At 61.7% G+C, this 14,896-nt stretch carries 16 protein-coding genes; 9 read left to right on the top strand and 7 right to left on the bottom strand.

Annotated elements, in window-relative coordinates; all coding sequences use genetic code 11:
• Positions 1 to 37 precede the first annotated feature (37 nt).
• On the top strand, positions 38 to 517 hold the full coding sequence (locus G4G27_RS17075) for a MarR family transcriptional regulator (protein WP_183109751.1): 480 nt from the start codon (positions 38 to 40) through the stop codon (positions 515 to 517).
• Here G4G27_RS17075 and G4G27_RS17080 read toward each other — a convergent pair.
• Positions 506 to 1,927 (bottom strand): NAD-dependent succinate-semialdehyde dehydrogenase, encoded by a 1,422-nt coding sequence (locus G4G27_RS17080; protein ID WP_244624386.1) that lies wholly within the window; start codon positions 1,925 to 1,927, stop codon positions 506 to 508. The two genes, G4G27_RS17075 and G4G27_RS17080, sit on opposite strands and share 12 nt — an antisense overlap.
• Complete coding sequence (gene hpaE / locus G4G27_RS17085) at positions 1,927 to 3,438, bottom strand: 5-carboxymethyl-2-hydroxymuconate semialdehyde dehydrogenase (protein WP_345940650.1); 1,512 nt, start codon at positions 3,436 to 3,438, stop codon at positions 1,927 to 1,929. The genes G4G27_RS17080 and hpaE overlap by 1 nt, the downstream gene beginning before the upstream one ends.
• On the opposite strand from hpaE, the gene G4G27_RS17090 reads away from it, so the two are divergent.
• Genes G4G27_RS17090 through G4G27_RS17120 form a run of 7 tightly spaced genes read left to right on the top strand, consistent with a single transcriptional unit; the run spans position 3,437 to position 7,951 of the window.
• A complete protein-coding gene (locus G4G27_RS17090) occupies positions 3,437 to 4,111 on the top strand; it encodes a fumarylacetoacetate hydrolase family protein (RefSeq protein WP_244624387.1) in 675 nt (224 codons plus the stop codon). The two genes, hpaE and G4G27_RS17090, sit on opposite strands and share 2 nt — an antisense overlap.
• 11 nt (positions 4,112 to 4,122) lie before the next feature.
• Positions 4,123 to 4,857: a fumarylacetoacetate hydrolase family protein gene (locus G4G27_RS17095; RefSeq protein WP_244624388.1), complete on the top strand. Its 735-nt coding sequence runs from the start codon at positions 4,123 to 4,125 to the stop codon at positions 4,855 to 4,857.
• Positions 4,854 to 5,180: an aromatic ring-opening dioxygenase subunit LigA gene (locus G4G27_RS17100; protein ID WP_183109755.1), complete on the top strand. Its 327-nt coding sequence runs from the start codon at positions 4,854 to 4,856 to the stop codon at positions 5,178 to 5,180. Before G4G27_RS17095 ends, G4G27_RS17100 begins: the two co-directional genes overlap by 4 nt.
• Positions 5,177 to 5,995, top strand: a complete 819-nt coding sequence (locus tag G4G27_RS17105; protein WP_183109756.1) for an extradiol ring-cleavage dioxygenase — start codon at positions 5,177 to 5,179, stop codon at positions 5,993 to 5,995. The genes G4G27_RS17100 and G4G27_RS17105 overlap by 4 nt, the downstream gene beginning before the upstream one ends.
• The gene (locus tag G4G27_RS17110) at positions 5,995 to 6,390 is read left to right on the top strand and encodes a 5-carboxymethyl-2-hydroxymuconate isomerase (RefSeq protein ID WP_183109757.1); all 396 of its coding nucleotides are present in this window, start codon (positions 5,995 to 5,997) and stop codon (positions 6,388 to 6,390) included. The genes G4G27_RS17105 and G4G27_RS17110 overlap by 1 nt, the downstream gene beginning before the upstream one ends.
• Positions 6,390 to 7,196 (top strand): 2-oxo-hept-4-ene-1,7-dioate hydratase, encoded by an 807-nt coding sequence (gene hpaH, locus G4G27_RS17115; RefSeq protein WP_183109758.1) that lies wholly within the window; start codon positions 6,390 to 6,392, stop codon positions 7,194 to 7,196. The genes G4G27_RS17110 and hpaH overlap by 1 nt, the downstream gene beginning before the upstream one ends.
• Positions 7,193 to 7,951, top strand: a complete 759-nt coding sequence (locus G4G27_RS17120; protein WP_183109759.1) for an HpcH/HpaI aldolase/citrate lyase family protein — start codon at positions 7,193 to 7,195, stop codon at positions 7,949 to 7,951. Before hpaH ends, G4G27_RS17120 begins: the two co-directional genes overlap by 4 nt.
• Here G4G27_RS17120 and G4G27_RS17125 read toward each other — a convergent pair.
• The 5 genes from G4G27_RS17125 to G4G27_RS17145 form a co-directional block, all read right to left on the bottom strand.
• A complete protein-coding gene (locus tag G4G27_RS17125) occupies positions 7,948 to 8,922 on the bottom strand; it encodes a fumarylacetoacetate hydrolase family protein (protein ID WP_183109760.1) in 975 nt (324 codons plus the stop codon). The two genes, G4G27_RS17120 and G4G27_RS17125, sit on opposite strands and share 4 nt — an antisense overlap.
• A complete protein-coding gene (locus G4G27_RS17130; protein WP_183109761.1) occupies positions 8,919 to 10,571 on the bottom strand; it encodes an FAD-dependent oxidoreductase in 1,653 nt (550 codons plus the stop codon). Before G4G27_RS17130 ends, G4G27_RS17125 begins: the two co-directional genes overlap by 4 nt.
• A gap of 61 nt (positions 10,572 to 10,632) precedes the next feature.
• Positions 10,633 to 11,655 (bottom strand): protocatechuate 3,4-dioxygenase, encoded by a 1,023-nt coding sequence (locus tag G4G27_RS17135; protein WP_183109762.1) that lies wholly within the window; start codon positions 11,653 to 11,655, stop codon positions 10,633 to 10,635.
• Positions 11,656 to 11,683: 28 nt separating this feature from the next.
• Positions 11,684 to 12,643: a fumarylacetoacetate hydrolase family protein gene (locus tag G4G27_RS17140; RefSeq protein WP_183109763.1), complete on the bottom strand. Its 960-nt coding sequence runs from the start codon at positions 12,641 to 12,643 to the stop codon at positions 11,684 to 11,686.
• A 35-nt stretch (positions 12,644 to 12,678) separates the two neighbouring features.
• Positions 12,679 to 13,962, bottom strand: a complete 1,284-nt coding sequence (locus G4G27_RS17145) for an aromatic ring-hydroxylating dioxygenase subunit alpha (protein WP_183109764.1) — start codon at positions 13,960 to 13,962, stop codon at positions 12,679 to 12,681.
• Between the two features lie 110 nt (positions 13,963 to 14,072).
• Between G4G27_RS17145 and G4G27_RS17150 the strand changes: the two genes are divergently transcribed.
• Complete coding sequence (locus G4G27_RS17150) at positions 14,073 to 14,891, top strand: helix-turn-helix domain-containing protein (protein WP_183109765.1); 819 nt, start codon at positions 14,073 to 14,075, stop codon at positions 14,889 to 14,891.
• Positions 14,892 to 14,896: the final 5 nt, after the last annotated feature.

Raw genomic sequence — 14,896 nt, forward strand, 5'->3', positions numbered from 1 at the left:
TGCCTGGCCGGACACTCACTGGCAATCACGCTATTGAATGAAGAAGCCGGACCGCAAACTGCCCGCCTATAGCGACTCCCTCGCCGGTACGCTGCTTGCCGCGCGCGAGGCGGTCATGTCGCCGATCCGGCCGATGCTGCGCGATGCGGCGGTCACCGAACATCAATGGCGTGTACTGCGCGTGCTCGACGATCACGGATATATCGAGCCGACCGCGCTGGCGGGGACAGCGCTGCTTTATGCGCCAAGCGTCGCTCGCATTCTCAAGGATCTGGTCGAACGCGGCCTGGTGCTGCGCGCGCCCCACCCCGGCGATGGCCGCCGCTCGGTGTTGTCGCTGTCAAACGCCGGCAAGAGCTTGATGCGGCGCACCTCCGCTAAGACCGTAGCGAAGCTCGACGACTATACCGAACAATTCGGCCAAGAGCGAATCACCGCGCTGATCACCGAGCTCAAAGCGTTGACTGAGGCGATCGGATCAGCCGCGAGCTCAGGCAAAATCCCGTCAGAGACCTAGGCAGACATATTTGAGCTCAAGATAGTCATCGAGCCCGTGCCGTGAACCTTCGCGGCCAACACCAGAGGCCTTGACGCCACCGAATGGGCCGAGTTCGGTTGAAATCAGCCCCGTATTGACACCGACAATTCCAGTTTCCAACCCCTCCATGATTCGCCAGAGCCGACTTAGGTCCCGGCCGTAAACATAAGCAGCCAAACCGAACGGACTGTCATTGGCCAGTGCGAGAACTTCGTCGTCGGTCTCGAAACGGACGACAGCCGCCAAAGGACCAAACGTCTCTTCGTTCGCGACAAGCATGCTGCTCGTGACATCGCCGATTACGGTCGGCGTATAGAAGCGGCCATGACGCCGCGCGCCGCCACACAACAGGCGCGCGCCCTTGTCGAGCGCGTCGGCAACATGGCGGTCGACTTTTGCAATCGCCGCTTCATTGATCAGCGGGCCGATTGTACAGGTTTCGTCGGTACCGGGACCCACCCGCAGCGCCGACACCGCCGAGACAAGCCGGTTGAGGAAAGGTTCGTAGACGCCGGACTGGACGTAGAAGCGATTGGCGCAAACGCAGGTCTGGCCCGCGTTACGAAACTTTGACAGGATCGCGCCAGCCACAGCCGCATCCAGATCGGCATCGTCGAATACGATGAATGGCGCATTCCCACCCAGTTCCAGGCTAAGCTTCTTGATGGTCGGCGCGCACTGGGCGAACAGCTTCGCGCCCGTTGCAGTAGAACCGGTGAAGCTGAGCTTTCGGATGCGCGGATGCGCGGTGAGGACGCCGCCGATCGCAACAGGATCGCCAGTGACGATGTTCAGCACGCCGGCCGGCACGCCTGCTTCCTGCGCAAGTGCGCCGATCGCCAGCGCCGTGAACGGGGTCTGTTCGGCGGGCTTGAGAATGAGCGCGCAGCCGGCTGCCAGCGCCGGCGCCAGTTTCCGCGTTACCATCGCCGCCGGAAAATTCCAGGGCGTGATCGCGGCGACCACGCCAACCGGCTGCTTCAGCACGAGGATGCGCTTGTCGGCAGCAGGCCCTGGCACGATTTCGCCGTAGGCGCGCTTCGCTTCCTCGCCGAACCATTCGAGGAACGCCGCCGCATAGGCGATTTCGCCGCGCGCTTCAGCCAGCGGCTTGCCCTGCTCCGCCGTCAACAGCTGCGCCAGCTCCTCCTGGCGAGCCATCACCAAGTCGAACAGCCTGCGAAGCACGTTCGCACGGTCCTTCGCTGCCAGCGCCGCCCAGGCTGGCATTGCCGCCGCCGCTGCATCGATTGCGGCGGCGGTTTCGTCTGCTCCAAACGAAGGGACGCGACCGATGATCATCCCGGTCGCAGGATCGTCCACCTCAAGCCACTCGTTACCCGTCACCCATTGACCGCCGATCAGACACGCCTCGCGGCGCAATGCCATCATGCGACGCCGAGCCGAGGCACGTTGTGGGTACCATATGCGAGCGCGATGTTCTTCGTTTCCATATAGAAGTCAAAGCTCCAGTCGCCCCCGTCGCGACCGATGCCGCTTGCCTTGGTGCCGCCGAACGGCGTTGGGAGGTGACGGACATTGTCGCTGTTCACCCACACCATGCCGGCGTTGAGCGCGTTGGCGACGCGCAATGCCCGTCCGCCGTCGCCGCTCCATAAATACGCGGCCAGACCATAAGCAACATCGTTCGCCTTCGCGACCGCGTCCGCCTCGCCGTCGAACGGAATCACGGTTAGAACAGGGCCGAAAATCTCCTCCTGCGCAATCCGCATATGTTGGCGACCTTGCGTGAACAGAGTCGGCTGGAAAAAATAGCCGCTTTCGCCATGCCGCTCGCCGCCTACGGCGATCGTCGCCCCATCGTCGCGCGCTACAGCCATGTAGCTCTGGACCTTCTCCAAATGACGCGGATGGATCAGCGGGCCGACTTCTGTCGCAGGGTCGAACGGATCGCCAACCTTGAGTTGCTTCACGCGCTCCTCGAGCCTTGCCACGAATTGGTCATGGATCGATTGCTCGACAAGCAGCCGCGACGAGGAGGTGCAGCGCTGTCCGTTGAGCGAGTAAATCATAAAGACCGCCGCATCGAGCGCACGCTCAAGGTCGGCGTCGGCGAAGACGACCACCGGATTCTTCCCACCCAGTTCAAAATGGACGCGCTTCAGCGTATCCGCCCCCTGCCGCATGATGGCTGAACCGGTCTTCGACTCGCCGACAAAGGCAATAGCCTTGATGTCCGGATGCTCGGTAAGCCGCCGGCCGGTGGTCTCCCCCAGACCGTTCACCGCGTTGAAAACGCCCGCCGGGAGCCCGGCCTCGTGCGCGATCTCGACGAGCAGTCGCGCCGAATAAGGCGACCATTCGGCGGGCTTGTGCACGACGGTGCAGCCGGCCGCGAGCGCAGGCGCGATCTTCCAGGTCGAGAGCATGAAAGGCGTGTTCCACGGCGTAATCACGGCGACCGGCCCGATCGGATGCCGGGTCGTGACGTTAAGATGGTCGGAGCTGGGAAGCGACTGACCATCGCGCGCGGCCGGCGCGCGATCGGCGAAGAAACGGAAATTCTCGGCGCCGCGTACCGCTGCCTTCGACATAAAGCGCCATGCCTGGCCAGCATCGAGACATTCCACGCCCGCGATCTCGTCGGCGCGCGCTTCAATCATATTGGCGACCCGGTGAAGCAGCGCCTTGCGCTTTTCACCCGACAGCGCAGCCCAACTCGGAAACGCGTCCCGCGCCGCCGCCACTGCTGCGTCAACCTCGTCGGGGCTCGCGTCAAAGGCCTGCCCGATAACGCCGCCGGTCGCCGGTTCGAGCACGTCGAACGGCTGCCCGCCCGCGGCTACGGATTCCCCGGCGATGAAGTGGCCGAGCGGATTCGGCATACGGGCGACGGTCGCAAGAGCGGCTTCGCGGGATGACGGCATCATAGTCTCCATGGTTGATGTGAACGCAATAACGGTCGCGCTGTATGTTGACAACTTATCATTGCTAAGTATATTTCAGAGCATGATTTCGGGCACGGTCTATGGCGTCGTCTTGAACGACCAGAGCGAACGCGCGGCCTTGTCGGGGGCCTTTCTGGAGGCGCCTTATAGGGCGCCGCCCGAAGCACCTGTCCTCTACATCAAGCCGCGCAACACAATTTCCGCGAGCGATTCGATCGTGGCGGTGCCGGCCGATATTGCCGAGGTTACGGTCGCCGCGACCTTGGCGCTGGCGATCGGCGACAGGGGACAGCCAGTGGCTGCGCGACTCGCCATCGACGTGAGCGAACCCCACGACTGCTATTTCCGTCCGGCGATCCGCGAACGATGTCGCGACGGCTTCCTGCCGCTCGGGCCGGAGGGAGCGCTTCCAAATCCGACCGAACAAATCGTGACGCTGATCGATGGTCATGAGGTGCATCGTTGGTCACTCGACCGACTGGTGAGTCCCATGCCGGAGCTCTTGCACGATATCGGCTGTTTCATGTCGCTCCTGCCTGGCGACATCCTTCTGATTGGGCTCGCGGGCGATGCGCCGAAAGCCCGCCCGGGGCAGACCGTTACCGTCCAATGCGGCGATAGACTGCCGCTCGTCGCCCATATCGGCGTGGAGAAAGAGGCATGAAGCGCGCTCGGTTGAGCCATGCCGGCAAGGCACGCTGGGGAACGTTGGTGGATAATGATCACGCCGTCATGCTCGATGGTGGCCCGATGATCGCGGTCGCCGATGCGCGGTGGCTGCCGCCGGCGGAACCGGGTGCGACGATCTTCGCGCTGGGCCTCAACTATGTCGATCACTCGGCGGAACTTGGCTTTGCCGCCCCCAAGAGGCCGTTGATTTTCCTCAAAGGCGCCAATGCGCTTGTGGGTCATGGCGCCGCGACGCCTCGCCCTGCGGATGCTAACCAGATGCACCCCGAATGCGAGCTCGTGGCGGTCATCGGCCGCCAAGCCCGCAGAGTTTCGATCACGGATTCCCTAGACTATGTCGCTGGCTACACGGTCGCCAATGACTATGCGATTCGCGAATATCTTGAGAATTACTACCGGCCAAATCTGCGCGTAAAGAATCGCGACCGTACGACCCCGCTTGGGCCGTGGATCGTCGATGCGGCAGACATTGCAGACCCACAACGGTTGGCGCTCTCGACGACGGTCAACGGCGACATCGTGCAGCAGGGCTCGACGGCGGATATGGTCTTCTCGGTTGCGCAGCTGATCGAGCATCTGTCGAGTTTTATGACTTTAATGCCCGGCGACCTCGTCCTCACCGGAACGCCGCATGGCCTCCGCTTCGTAGCGCCGGGCGATGTCGTCACCTGCGAGATCGAGGGCGTAGCAAGGCTCGTCAATCATGTAGAGGCAATATGAGTCTCTATACGCTCAGCAAGCTCCTGTTCGAACTCAATCGCGACGAGGCGCTCAAGGCAGCGTTCGTCACCGAGCCGACTGTGGTCGTCGATCGCTACCGGCTGACCGACGACGAGCGCCAAGCCGTGCTCGAACCGGACATCGGGCTCCTCTACGTTCTTGGGGTAAACGGCCAGATTCTGATGCATTATGCCGCGCAGCGCGGCATCGAATGGTCAGATTATCTTCAACGGATGCGTGATGGCGTGAAGATGCATGGCCCGGTCCGAGCCGGAATTTATGCGATGACCACCAGGGTCGATGAAAAGGTGGCAGGCGCATGAGCCTCGTATTTGCCGGTGTCTGCAGTCACGGCCCAGGAATAACAGGTCGCGCGGATCGCGCACCGCCGGTCCAGCGGGATGCACTCTACGCGGCTTATGACCGGCTGCGCGAGCGACTCTGGGACGCCCGACCTGACGCGCTGATCGTCATCGCGGCAGAGCATTTCGCCAACTTCTTCATGAACAACATGCCCCCTTATGCGATCGGCATGGGCGAAACCTATGACGGGCCGATCGAGGATCCCGACTGGCTCCGTATACCCCACCGCGAAGTGCGCGGCGATCCAGAGCTGTCGAAACGCCTGATCGCCGAGATGATGCACACGGTCGACGTTGCCTATTGCGAAGAGTGGCGATTTGACCACGGCATCATGGTGCCGCTGCACTTCCTCGATCCTGGCAACCGCCTCACCATCATTCCGGCGAACATCAACTGCCAAGGGCCGCCCCTCACGCCGCTATCGCGCGCCTGGGCGTTTGGCGAGGCGATCCGACGCGCGGCTGATGGGGTGCCCGAACGGATCGCGCTGGTCGGCACCGGTGGGATCTCGCATTGGCCGGCAACGCCTGACAGCGGCCGGATCAATGAGGCGTGGGATCTCGAGTTTTTGGCGCGATGGGCGGCGAACGATCGTGACACGTTGATCGGCTATTCCGACGAAGAGATTTATCGCGACGCGGGTCAGGGTGGGTTCGAGATCCGCACTTTCGTGGCAACCGCAGCCGCGGCCGGCGGGAGAGGGACGGTCCATCACTACGACCCGATCCCAATCTTCTCTGTCGGTTGCACGACGGCCACGATGGAGATCGCGTGATGGCACACGTTACCGTGGAATGGTCTGCCAATCTGGCGAGTGACTTCGATCTCGGTGCACTGCTTCGGTTGATCGCCGAAACGATGCGCGAGCGCGCCGACGGTACCTTTCCCGTTGGCGGCATACGTGTGCGCGGCCTGCGCACCGACAGCTATGTCATCGCCGACGGCGCGAACCCAAACGACGGCTTTATCGACCTTCGCGTACTAATGGGCGCTGGCCGCAGCGCTGAGTTCCGCCGGAGCTTCTTTGACTCTCTGTTCGCGGAGGTCCGCGACCATTTGGGGGACCTTTTCGACCGCCGTCCCGTCGCTTTGTCGATGTATGTCGAGGAAGCAGAGGGCTGGAAGCACAACAGCATTCACCGCCGTCTGGCGACAACGAAAGCAATCTGATGGCTTTGGCGCACGACACGGTGGAAGCGCTGGCTGAGCGCCTGGACGAGGCGGAACGCGAGCGGCGTCAGTTGCCGCAATTCTCCCGCGACAATCCTGACATGACGATAGAGGACGCTTATGCGGTGCAGCGTGCCTGGACGGCAAGGAAGCTAGCGGGCGGCCGCAAGGCGATCGGTCACAAGATCGGTCTAACGAGCCGTGCCATGCAACGGTCTTCGAACATTACCGAACCTGATTACGGCCTGTTGCTCGACGACATGCTGTTCTCTGATCAGCGCGACATACCGATTGATCGCTTCATCGTGCCCAGAGTCGAAGTCGAGCTCGCTTTCCGGCTTAAAAAGAGTCTCGAGGGCCCAGGACTTACGATCTTCGATGTGCTCGATGCGACCGACTATATCGTACCTGCGATCGAAATCATTGATGCCCGGATCGAACAAGTCGATCAGGCCAGCGGCGTCACGCGTAAGGTGTTCGACACGATCAGCGACAATGCCGCAAATGCCGGTCTCGTGCTTGGCGGCCGCCCGATCCGCCCGCATGATGTCGACTTGCGCTGGGTGTCAGCGCTTCTGCATCGCAACGGCGTGATCGAGGAATCGGGGGTCGCCGCCGCCGTGCTTGGCCATCCGGCGCACGGACCGGCCTGGCTCGCGAACAAGCTCGCGGCGCATGATGAACGATTAGAAGCGGGCGAGATCATCCTTGGCGGGAGCTTCACGGCACCCGTGCCCGCAGCCCGTGGCGATACCTTTCATGTCGACTATGGTCCGCTCGGTTCGATCGCGGTGCGGTTCGCATGAGCCTCTTTGGCAAGCTGTGCGCTGAGGGGCGTCCACTGCTCGGGTTGTGGCAGGCGCTGGCGAACCCGTACACCGCCGAGATCTGCGCCGGTGCGGGATTTGATTGGTTATTGTTCGACGGCGAGCACGCTCCCCAAACAGCGCAGACCCTTGTTGCGCAGCTCCAGGCCTGTGCGCCATACTCACTCCATCCCATCGCCCGCGTTCCAGTCGGCGAGCCGGCCTTCATGAAACAGTATCTCGACATCGGGTTCGAGACGTTGTTGGTCCCGATGGTCGACACAGCCGCGCAGGCCGAAGCGTTGGTCGCAGCTACGCGCTTTCCACCGCAGGGTATCCGGGGGGTCGCCAGTGCGACCAGCCGCGCGTCGGGTTTCGGGTCGAACACGAGCTATCTCGCTGAAGCGCGCAATCGGACGGCGCTGATCTGTCAGATCGAGACCCGCGCCGGCCTCAGCTCAATTACCCAGATCGCGGCGGTCGAGGGCGTCGAGGCGCTCTTCATCGGACCGGCCGATTTGGCCGCGTCGCTTGGCCATCTAGGCCAACCACGCCATCCCGATGTACAGAGGGCGATCGCGCAAGCTCTCGCCGCGATCCAAGGGGCCAACAAGCCGGCTGGAATATTCGCGCTCGATGCGGATGACGCCCGCGCCCGCATCGCGCAGGGTTTTACGTTTGTCTCTGTTGGGACCGATATCGGGGTGCTGGCGAATGGCGCGAAAAACCTGCGCATCGCGTGCCTCGCCGGTTAGGCAGAAACTAGACGATTGCGCAGCACGCCGATGCCTTCCACTTCCAGCTCGACGACATCGCCGTCGTCGAGAAAGGTGAGGCTCTCATAGCCGCAGCCATCGCCCACCGTTCCGAACGCGATCAAGTCGCCCGGATGGAGCGTTTCGTCGGTTGAGATATAGGCGATCGTCTTCGCCGCTGAATGCTGCATGTTGCCGCTGGTAGTGCGCACTTTCTCGACACCGTTCACCCGCACAATCATCGTCAGCGCTTCCGGGTCGGCAATCTCATCGGCGGATACGATGTACGGCCCGATCGCATTTCCGGTGTCGAAGTCCTTGCCCTTGGCCGGGCCGAAGCGAAATGAGGTCTCGCGCGATTGCAGGTCACGCGCGCTGAAATCGTTAAAAATAGTATATCCAAACACCGCGTCGAGCGCGTCGGCTTCGCTCAAATTCTTCGCTGGGCCACCGATGATCGCGGCGAGTTCTAGCTCATAGTCCATCAGCTTGGCGGCGCTTGGCCGCACGATGTCGGCGTCAGGGCCGACCACTGTCATCGGGTTCCCCTTGTAGTACAGCGGCTGCTCATACCAGACCGGCGGGATGTCGAAAGCGCCTGCGGCCCGAAACCTAGCCAAAGTCGCCTCGGGATCAGGCGTCGCGCGGGCGCGTAACTGCTGCGCGGCGGCGATCGCTTGCGAGACGTGCTTCTCGTAATTACCGCAGTCACGAATCTGGGTCGGCCGCATAAGCGGGGCCAGCAACGACGCTTCCCTGCTGTCAACCAACATGCCCGCAGGCGGCTCTGCGAGCCAGCTGGCGATACGCGCGAGGCCGGCGCGACCCGCAGCGATGACGGCGAGCATGTCATCGAGTGGCACCCCGCCCCCGGCACGCGCCGCAGCGGCGATGTTGAGGATGTGCCCATCGCCGGCAATGGCACCTGGCGTTGGCAGGCCGTTCGCGACGGTGAAAGTGACGAATTTCATGCGTTATCCTCTCTGGCACCACGAATCCGATCGATCAGAGCTCCCGGATCGCCCGGCAGCGCATCGCCGCGCCACGCGACATGCAGGTCCGGGCGCGAGAGCAGCAGAGCATGGCGATAGACTGCGGTGCGTTCATCAGGCGAGATGTCGAGTATTTTGAGCGGCACGCCGCACGCCGCCGCGGCGGCAGCCAGCGGCACCACGTCGATCGATCGATCGAAGCGTAGCAAGGTGTACCATGGCCCGAAATCGTCATAGGCCGAACGACCGTTCGCACGCCAGAAATGCGGCGTCCGGCAGCCCGGCACCGAAGACGGCGTGAACTCGCTGATCGTAAAGCCAGGCGCGGATTCGCCGTCATAGGCGATCAGCGGCGAACGATCGTAGAAATAGCCATAGTTCAACCCGCCACAGCAATATTGCTGGACGTTGAGGTCATAGACCGATCGTCCGAGTGTGTCGCGTGCGGCTTGCCCTGCTGGGCCAGCCGCCTCGACCGCAGCCGGCACTGCGCGGCGATGGGCAATCGCGCCCAGCGCGTGGTTCATCGCGAAATGCGAGACCTGCTCCGTGATCGGCAGGCGTTCCGCCTCGTAGGCGTCGAGGAGATGGTCCCCACCCCAACCGACAAGCCTGGCGGCGAGGAGCCATCCGAGGTTTATCGCATCGGCAATGCCGGCGTTCATACCATAGCCAGCATAGGGCACCCAGAGATGGGCGCTGTCGCCGCAGATGAAGATGCGTCGATCACGGAATTTATCGGCCACCAGCCGGCGACCGATCCAGTCCTCCTTGCTCAACACTTCATACTCGAAATCGTCGCCGACGCCGAGAATGGTGCGGATAGACGCGTCCCGATCGACCGCGTCGAAATCTTCCTCATGCTCGTAAAGATAGGTGTGAATCAGCCAAGTCTCACGTCCGTCAATCGCAACCGTGTTGCCGGACCGTCTCGGGTTGAGCGAAAGATTCATCCATCCCGGCCGTCCCTGGATCATATCGAGAAGCTGCGGAGCGCGAATATAAGTCGACTGCACACGCTGTACGACAGGATCGCCATGCAGCTTTGCGCCGATCAGTGTCCGGACAAGCGAGCGTCCGCCGTCGCAGCCAACCAGATAGGTGCATGAAACCTTGCGCGAGAGCCGGGTTCGAAGGTCGCAGATAGTGGCGACGACGCAAGTTTCGCTTTGCTCGGCCTCAACGAGCTCGCATTCGTTGATAATGGTGATCAGGGGTTGCTCGGCTGCGTGCGCGAAGATCAGCGGTTCCAGAAATATCTGATTGATCCTGTGCGGTGGTTCGGGCGTCGGCCACCAGGTGTCAGGGCCATCGAAGTCAGTCCAGCGTTCACCGCTGGCTGGAATTGGGATGCGCGTGATCTCGAGACCAGCAGTGACCGATGTGCGATATACGCAATCATTGGGATAGTCGGCCGGCAGGCCGGCCGCGCGGATCTTGGACGCAAGGCCCAACCGTCGAAACGCTTCCATAGTGCGCGAGGCAACGTGATTGCATTTCACACTCGGTGGTTCGCCAGCCTCGCGCCGTTCTACGACAATGCACGCGACGCCGCGACGAGCCAAATCGAGCGCAAGGGTGAGACCGACTGGGCCGGCACCGGAAATGAGGACTGTCGTTTCGATCATGAGAAAGGCCGCCGTCGAAGATGATTCAAGACAAAAGAGAGGCGTACGTCGGCGAGGGTCGCTACTTCCAGCTCACGAAGGCGCAGGAACTCCCGGTCCCGCCCTCCGTGCGATAGAGCGTTTGGTACCCGACGACGTCCATCGTCAGCCCGGCCCGAACCATCGCAGCCGCGGTGGCGATCCAGCTCTTGCACTCAGAGGTGCCCGCCATCAGTTCCTCCTGCGGAATGGCCGACAGGGTCTCCGCATCGCCGCGCTTCATCGCATCGAGGAACATCTCGTCCCATTCGCGATCGACGACGAAGTGCGTAAGTCCACCGGTGGTGAGTATCGCCACCCGCGCGTCACTCTCCCAAGCCCCGATCGCGTCCGCGACCGCTCCGCCAAAATCAAAGCAGCGCCGCGCGGTCGGGGTATTGTCGAAATACCAGCAGTTCACATCGACCGGCACGGTCGGCTTTACTTCATCGCGCATCACATTTTTGAACAGAAAGCCATAGGCGTGCGGCAAGCCGTAAAGCAGCGACTTGTCGTTACGCACCGTCGGCTTCTCGTGACACAATGCGATGTCGAAGCCGGCCTCTCGGACAAGATAGTGCGCCAGATGCAGACCCAAGGCCCTCTGACCAGGATAGGCGACTGCTTCATCCGGCAGATGGCCATGATCCGCGATCTCAATACCGATTGGCAATCGTGCATTCTGCTCCTCGGTTCGAGGTACGTTGGTAAGTTGGTCGGTCGCAATGATGGCGAACGCTGGCACGATTTCCGAAAAGATTTCGTGCTGATCATTTCCCAGGATGACCACGACGTCCGGATTGGCTTCGACGAAGATGTCGTGAAGCTTGTCGATCGCGGCGAAGCTTGCGTCGAGTGCGGCCTGACGCGTTGGCTGGTCGAGCTTCTCGACCAGCCGCTCGCCGGCCCGCTCCGCCTCAAGCTCCGCGTATTTCAGCTTGCGGCCCTTGAACCATAACGGGATGCCGTCGGCCCGATCGCGATCGGCCCTAAGGTCCCAGTCCTTGGCGAGTGTATGAAGCTGCGGCGTATGTGCGCAACCGATTCCAAGTACGATTTGTGCCACTGCGTGCCTCGCCGACCGCTTTCGCGACCTACAACAGGTTGATGGTATTGGTCAGCTTGCCGAGACCGTCGATCACGACGTCAGTCGTCTTGCCGCCATATTGGCCCAGATAGGTGCCAATATTGCCCTTGGGATGCTTCTCGGTGCCTTTGGACGCGGTGCCGGTGTGGATGCAATCGCCGGGTTCCATCGTAAACCATTTGGTCGCCTCCGACAGCACGCGTTCGACCGGGAAGAAATAGTTCGCTGTACTATCATCGGCGTAGCATTCGCCGTCGATATAGCCTTGAACATGCAGCGTGTTTGGGTTGGGAACCTCGTCCTTGGTGGTAAGCCACGGACCCATCGCAGCGAACGTGTCCGCGGCCTTCGACTTCGAATGATAGATGAACAGGAGATACGTGTCCTCGCCCTCGAACTTCGGACGCCACGCAGTGTGATGTGGCTTGATGATATCAGCCGTCTGTTTCAACGCGATCGAATCTTGACCAAACTTCACGCCGCTCGCCGTCACGTCGTTGGTCAGGGTCCAGCCGAAAATATAGTCGAGGACATCTTCGGGGGCGATATTCTTTGCGCGTCTGCCGAACACAGCGACGGGCTCGGGCTCAGGGATCGACTGACCATGATCCGGCAGGATGTCGATCGTCTTAAGGTGACCGGTCAAGGCCGATCGCCCCTTTATGAAGAACATCGGTGCCGTCATCGGCTTAACCGCTTTCGAGTTCAGATTGTTGTTGTTGACGGCACAACCCAGGATCTTCGACGGGCGCGGATTAGGCGCCATCCAGTCGGCGTTCGCAAGGTCGATGATGGCGACGCGACCCGCTCGCGCCTCGTCGATTGCGCGCGCTGCGGCATCGAGACCCGCATTGCCCGCCTCAATGAGATCCTCCATCCAGCGGTAGTCAAGCGCGACGGCGGAATTGTCGTCCACCCGCGCTATCACCGTCGGGCGACCCGCGTGCTGAATTGTACCAAGCTTCATGATATCCTGCTCCTGCTTGCTTGGCGGTTCGCGGCCTAGACCGGCTCCGCTGCGTCTTCCGGGATCATCCCCATCGCGATCTGATATTCGAGCTTCACCTGATCGGGCTGGCCGACCTGATGCTGATAATCGGGGCGGTTAAGGCGATACTGCAGCGTGTCGCCCAACCGCCGGCTTTCCTCTAGCGTCATCGAGCGCGTGAACATTTCCTTATGCTTGATCGGCAGTTCTACGCAGCGATTGCTCTCGGGATCTCTGATCAGCCCCTTGGGGTCGCGACCTTCCGCGACCGCCTTCATGTTGTCTTCAAAGCTGCGCCGAAGCATTGTGATGCCTTTGTCGCTGCGGCCCAGATGCTCTTCGGTTCGGTTGGCGATGATCCCCTGCCCGACCCAGGCCACGATGTCCTGGTTCATCACGTGGCTGGTAATCCAATTGCCGTGCTGGTCTTTAACTGGACCCTTCCAGTAGGGGACGCGTGCCTGACTGTAAGGCTCACGGTCCGACGGGACGCGGTGGAACATCCAAGTGATTGACAGCGTATTTTCGTCGTCGACGGGGACGCGCCACTCGATATGGTCGCCGAGGAAGAAGGCATTGGGCCACAACGCCGTCGCTCCGACCGTCCAGTGCGGATTGTCCTTGTCGGTGTCCTCGCGCACCCGCCGATAGATATGACCGAACTCGAATTCATCGAATTCGAGTTCTAGATGGGTCGGCCCGTAAGACCCGTGTCCCTTGAGGACCGACGACCAGTTGCGGTGCATCCACTCAAAATGAACCGGGTCGAGGCTGTTCTCCTGACACTGGAACCAGTTGCACGGCACATCGGCGAAGACGACTTGCTGGAACCCGTTATCCCAGGTGAACGGCTCCCAATTGGGCACGAGCGGTGCAGGCTGCGGCCCCATATAGGCCCATAACATACCGGCCTTGGCCTCTACGGGGTACGCCCTGATCGTGATCTTGTCCCGAAATCGGGCGGCCGGGTTAGCAATGTCCTCGAAAGGTTGGCTCAGGCACTTGCCGGAGGGCGCGAAACACCATCCATGATAGCTGCAGCGAAGACCATCATCCTCGATGATCCCGAACAGCAGGTCGGCGCGACGATGCGGGCACTGCCGGTCGACCAAGCCGTAGCTGCCGTCCTTCGTTTTAAATGCGACCAAGTTCTCGCCAAGTAGACGAACCGGCATGACGCCTCCCTCGTCGACCTGCGCGATTGCCGCGAACGGATGCCAATAGCGTCGCAGAAGTTCGCCCATGGGCGTGCCTGGCCCTACCCGCGTCAACCGTTCATTCTGCAGCGCACTCGCCATCTCGTTTCTCGCGTTCCCTCACTTGCATCTAAATAGATCATGTTGGATCGCATAGCGCAACACTGTCTCACAGTAGTTGCGGCAGGCGCAACACCCGCTATAAGTCGGGCATGAACGATCGTGATCCCCGCAGACAGGCACCGTCGACCGCCGCGCCGACCATAGAAGTCGTCGCAACCACCTCGGCGATCATCGATTTTCTGGCGGAAAGCGCCGCGCCGGTCGGCGTGCAGCAGGTCGCGACCGTCCTGGGACTGACCAAGTCGCGCGCATCGCGCCATCTTGCCAATCTCGAGCGGCTTGGCATCGTGACACGGAGCAATCGAGGTCGCCGATTTCAGCTCGGTTGGCGCGTTATTCGCTGGGGCCATCTTGCCTCCGCCTTGCCAGACTTGCCGGAGGCATTGGGGGAACCGCTTGCGGCCTTGAGGGACAAACTCGGGCTGACGGTATTGATCTGCACGGCGGCTGGCGGCGACGCAGTGGTGCGGCGGTGTTTCGCGGCACGATCGGCGATCCGGATCGAAGTCGAGACGGGTTTGATGCTGAGCTTACCGCATTCGCCCAGTGCGCGTGTCGCGTTTGCGTTTCAGTCGCGCGAGCGCCGGCGCGAGTTGCTCGCGCATCTGAAGTCGCGCGAAGCGAGTTTCCGGGTCGAAGATGCGGACAACTTTACCGAGCAGGTTGCCGCCATCCAGCGGGACTATTACAGCTGGACGCTCGACAAGTTCGATCTCGGTCACGGCGCGGCGGCCGCCCCGGTGTTCGATTTCGAAGAAGCGCTGGCCTGCGTCGTCACGATCATGCTGACAAGTGACGCGCTGACGGACCGCGCGCCTCCCCGACACGTCATTGAAGCTCTTTTGGATTGCTGCGAGCAGTGCTCGCGCTTGCTGCGCTCGCGCATCCGCTTTCCAGTGCCGCAATAGTCGCA

It is taken from the genome of Sphingomonas sp. So64.6b, from assembly GCF_014171475.1.
In the GTDB taxonomy this organism is placed as follows: Bacteria; Pseudomonadota; Alphaproteobacteria; order Sphingomonadales; family Sphingomonadaceae; genus Sphingomonas; species Sphingomonas alpina_A.

Bases quoted from the DNA above. Each gene is read 5' to 3' on its own strand.
- G4G27_RS17075 (WP_183109751.1), top strand. From the start codon at position 38: ATGAAGAAGCCGGACCGCAAACTGCCCGCCTATAGCGACTCCCTCGCC.
- G4G27_RS17080 (WP_244624386.1), bottom strand. From the start codon at position 1,927: ATGGCATTGCGCCGCGAGGCGTGTCTGATCGGCGGTCAATGGGTGACG.
- G4G27_RS17090 (WP_244624387.1), top strand. From the start codon at position 3,437: ATGGTTGATGTGAACGCAATAACGGTCGCGCTGTATGTTGACAACTTA.
- hpaE (WP_345940650.1), bottom strand. From the start codon at position 3,438: ATGGAGACTATGATGCCGTCATCCCGCGAAGCCGCTCTTGCGACCGTC.
- G4G27_RS17100 (WP_183109755.1), top strand. From the start codon at position 4,854: ATGAGTCTCTATACGCTCAGCAAGCTCCTGTTCGAACTCAATCGCGAC.
- G4G27_RS17105 (WP_183109756.1), top strand. From the start codon at position 5,177: ATGAGCCTCGTATTTGCCGGTGTCTGCAGTCACGGCCCAGGAATAACA.
- G4G27_RS17110 (WP_183109757.1), top strand. From the start codon at position 5,995: ATGGCACACGTTACCGTGGAATGGTCTGCCAATCTGGCGAGTGACTTC.
- hpaH (WP_183109758.1), top strand. From the start codon at position 6,390: ATGGCTTTGGCGCACGACACGGTGGAAGCGCTGGCTGAGCGCCTGGAC.
- G4G27_RS17120 (WP_183109759.1), top strand. From the start codon at position 7,193: ATGAGCCTCTTTGGCAAGCTGTGCGCTGAGGGGCGTCCACTGCTCGGG.
- G4G27_RS17125 (WP_183109760.1), bottom strand. From the start codon at position 8,922: ATGAAATTCGTCACTTTCACCGTCGCGAACGGCCTGCCAACGCCAGGT.
- G4G27_RS17130 (WP_183109761.1), bottom strand. From the start codon at position 10,571: ATGATCGAAACGACAGTCCTCATTTCCGGTGCCGGCCCAGTCGGTCTC.
- G4G27_RS17140 (WP_183109763.1), bottom strand. From the start codon at position 12,643: ATGAAGCTTGGTACAATTCAGCACGCGGGTCGCCCGACGGTGATAGCG.
- G4G27_RS17145 (WP_183109764.1), bottom strand. From the start codon at position 13,962: ATGGCGAGTGCGCTGCAGAATGAACGGTTGACGCGGGTAGGGCCAGGC.
- G4G27_RS17150 (WP_183109765.1), top strand. From the start codon at position 14,073: ATGAACGATCGTGATCCCCGCAGACAGGCACCGTCGACCGCCGCGCCG.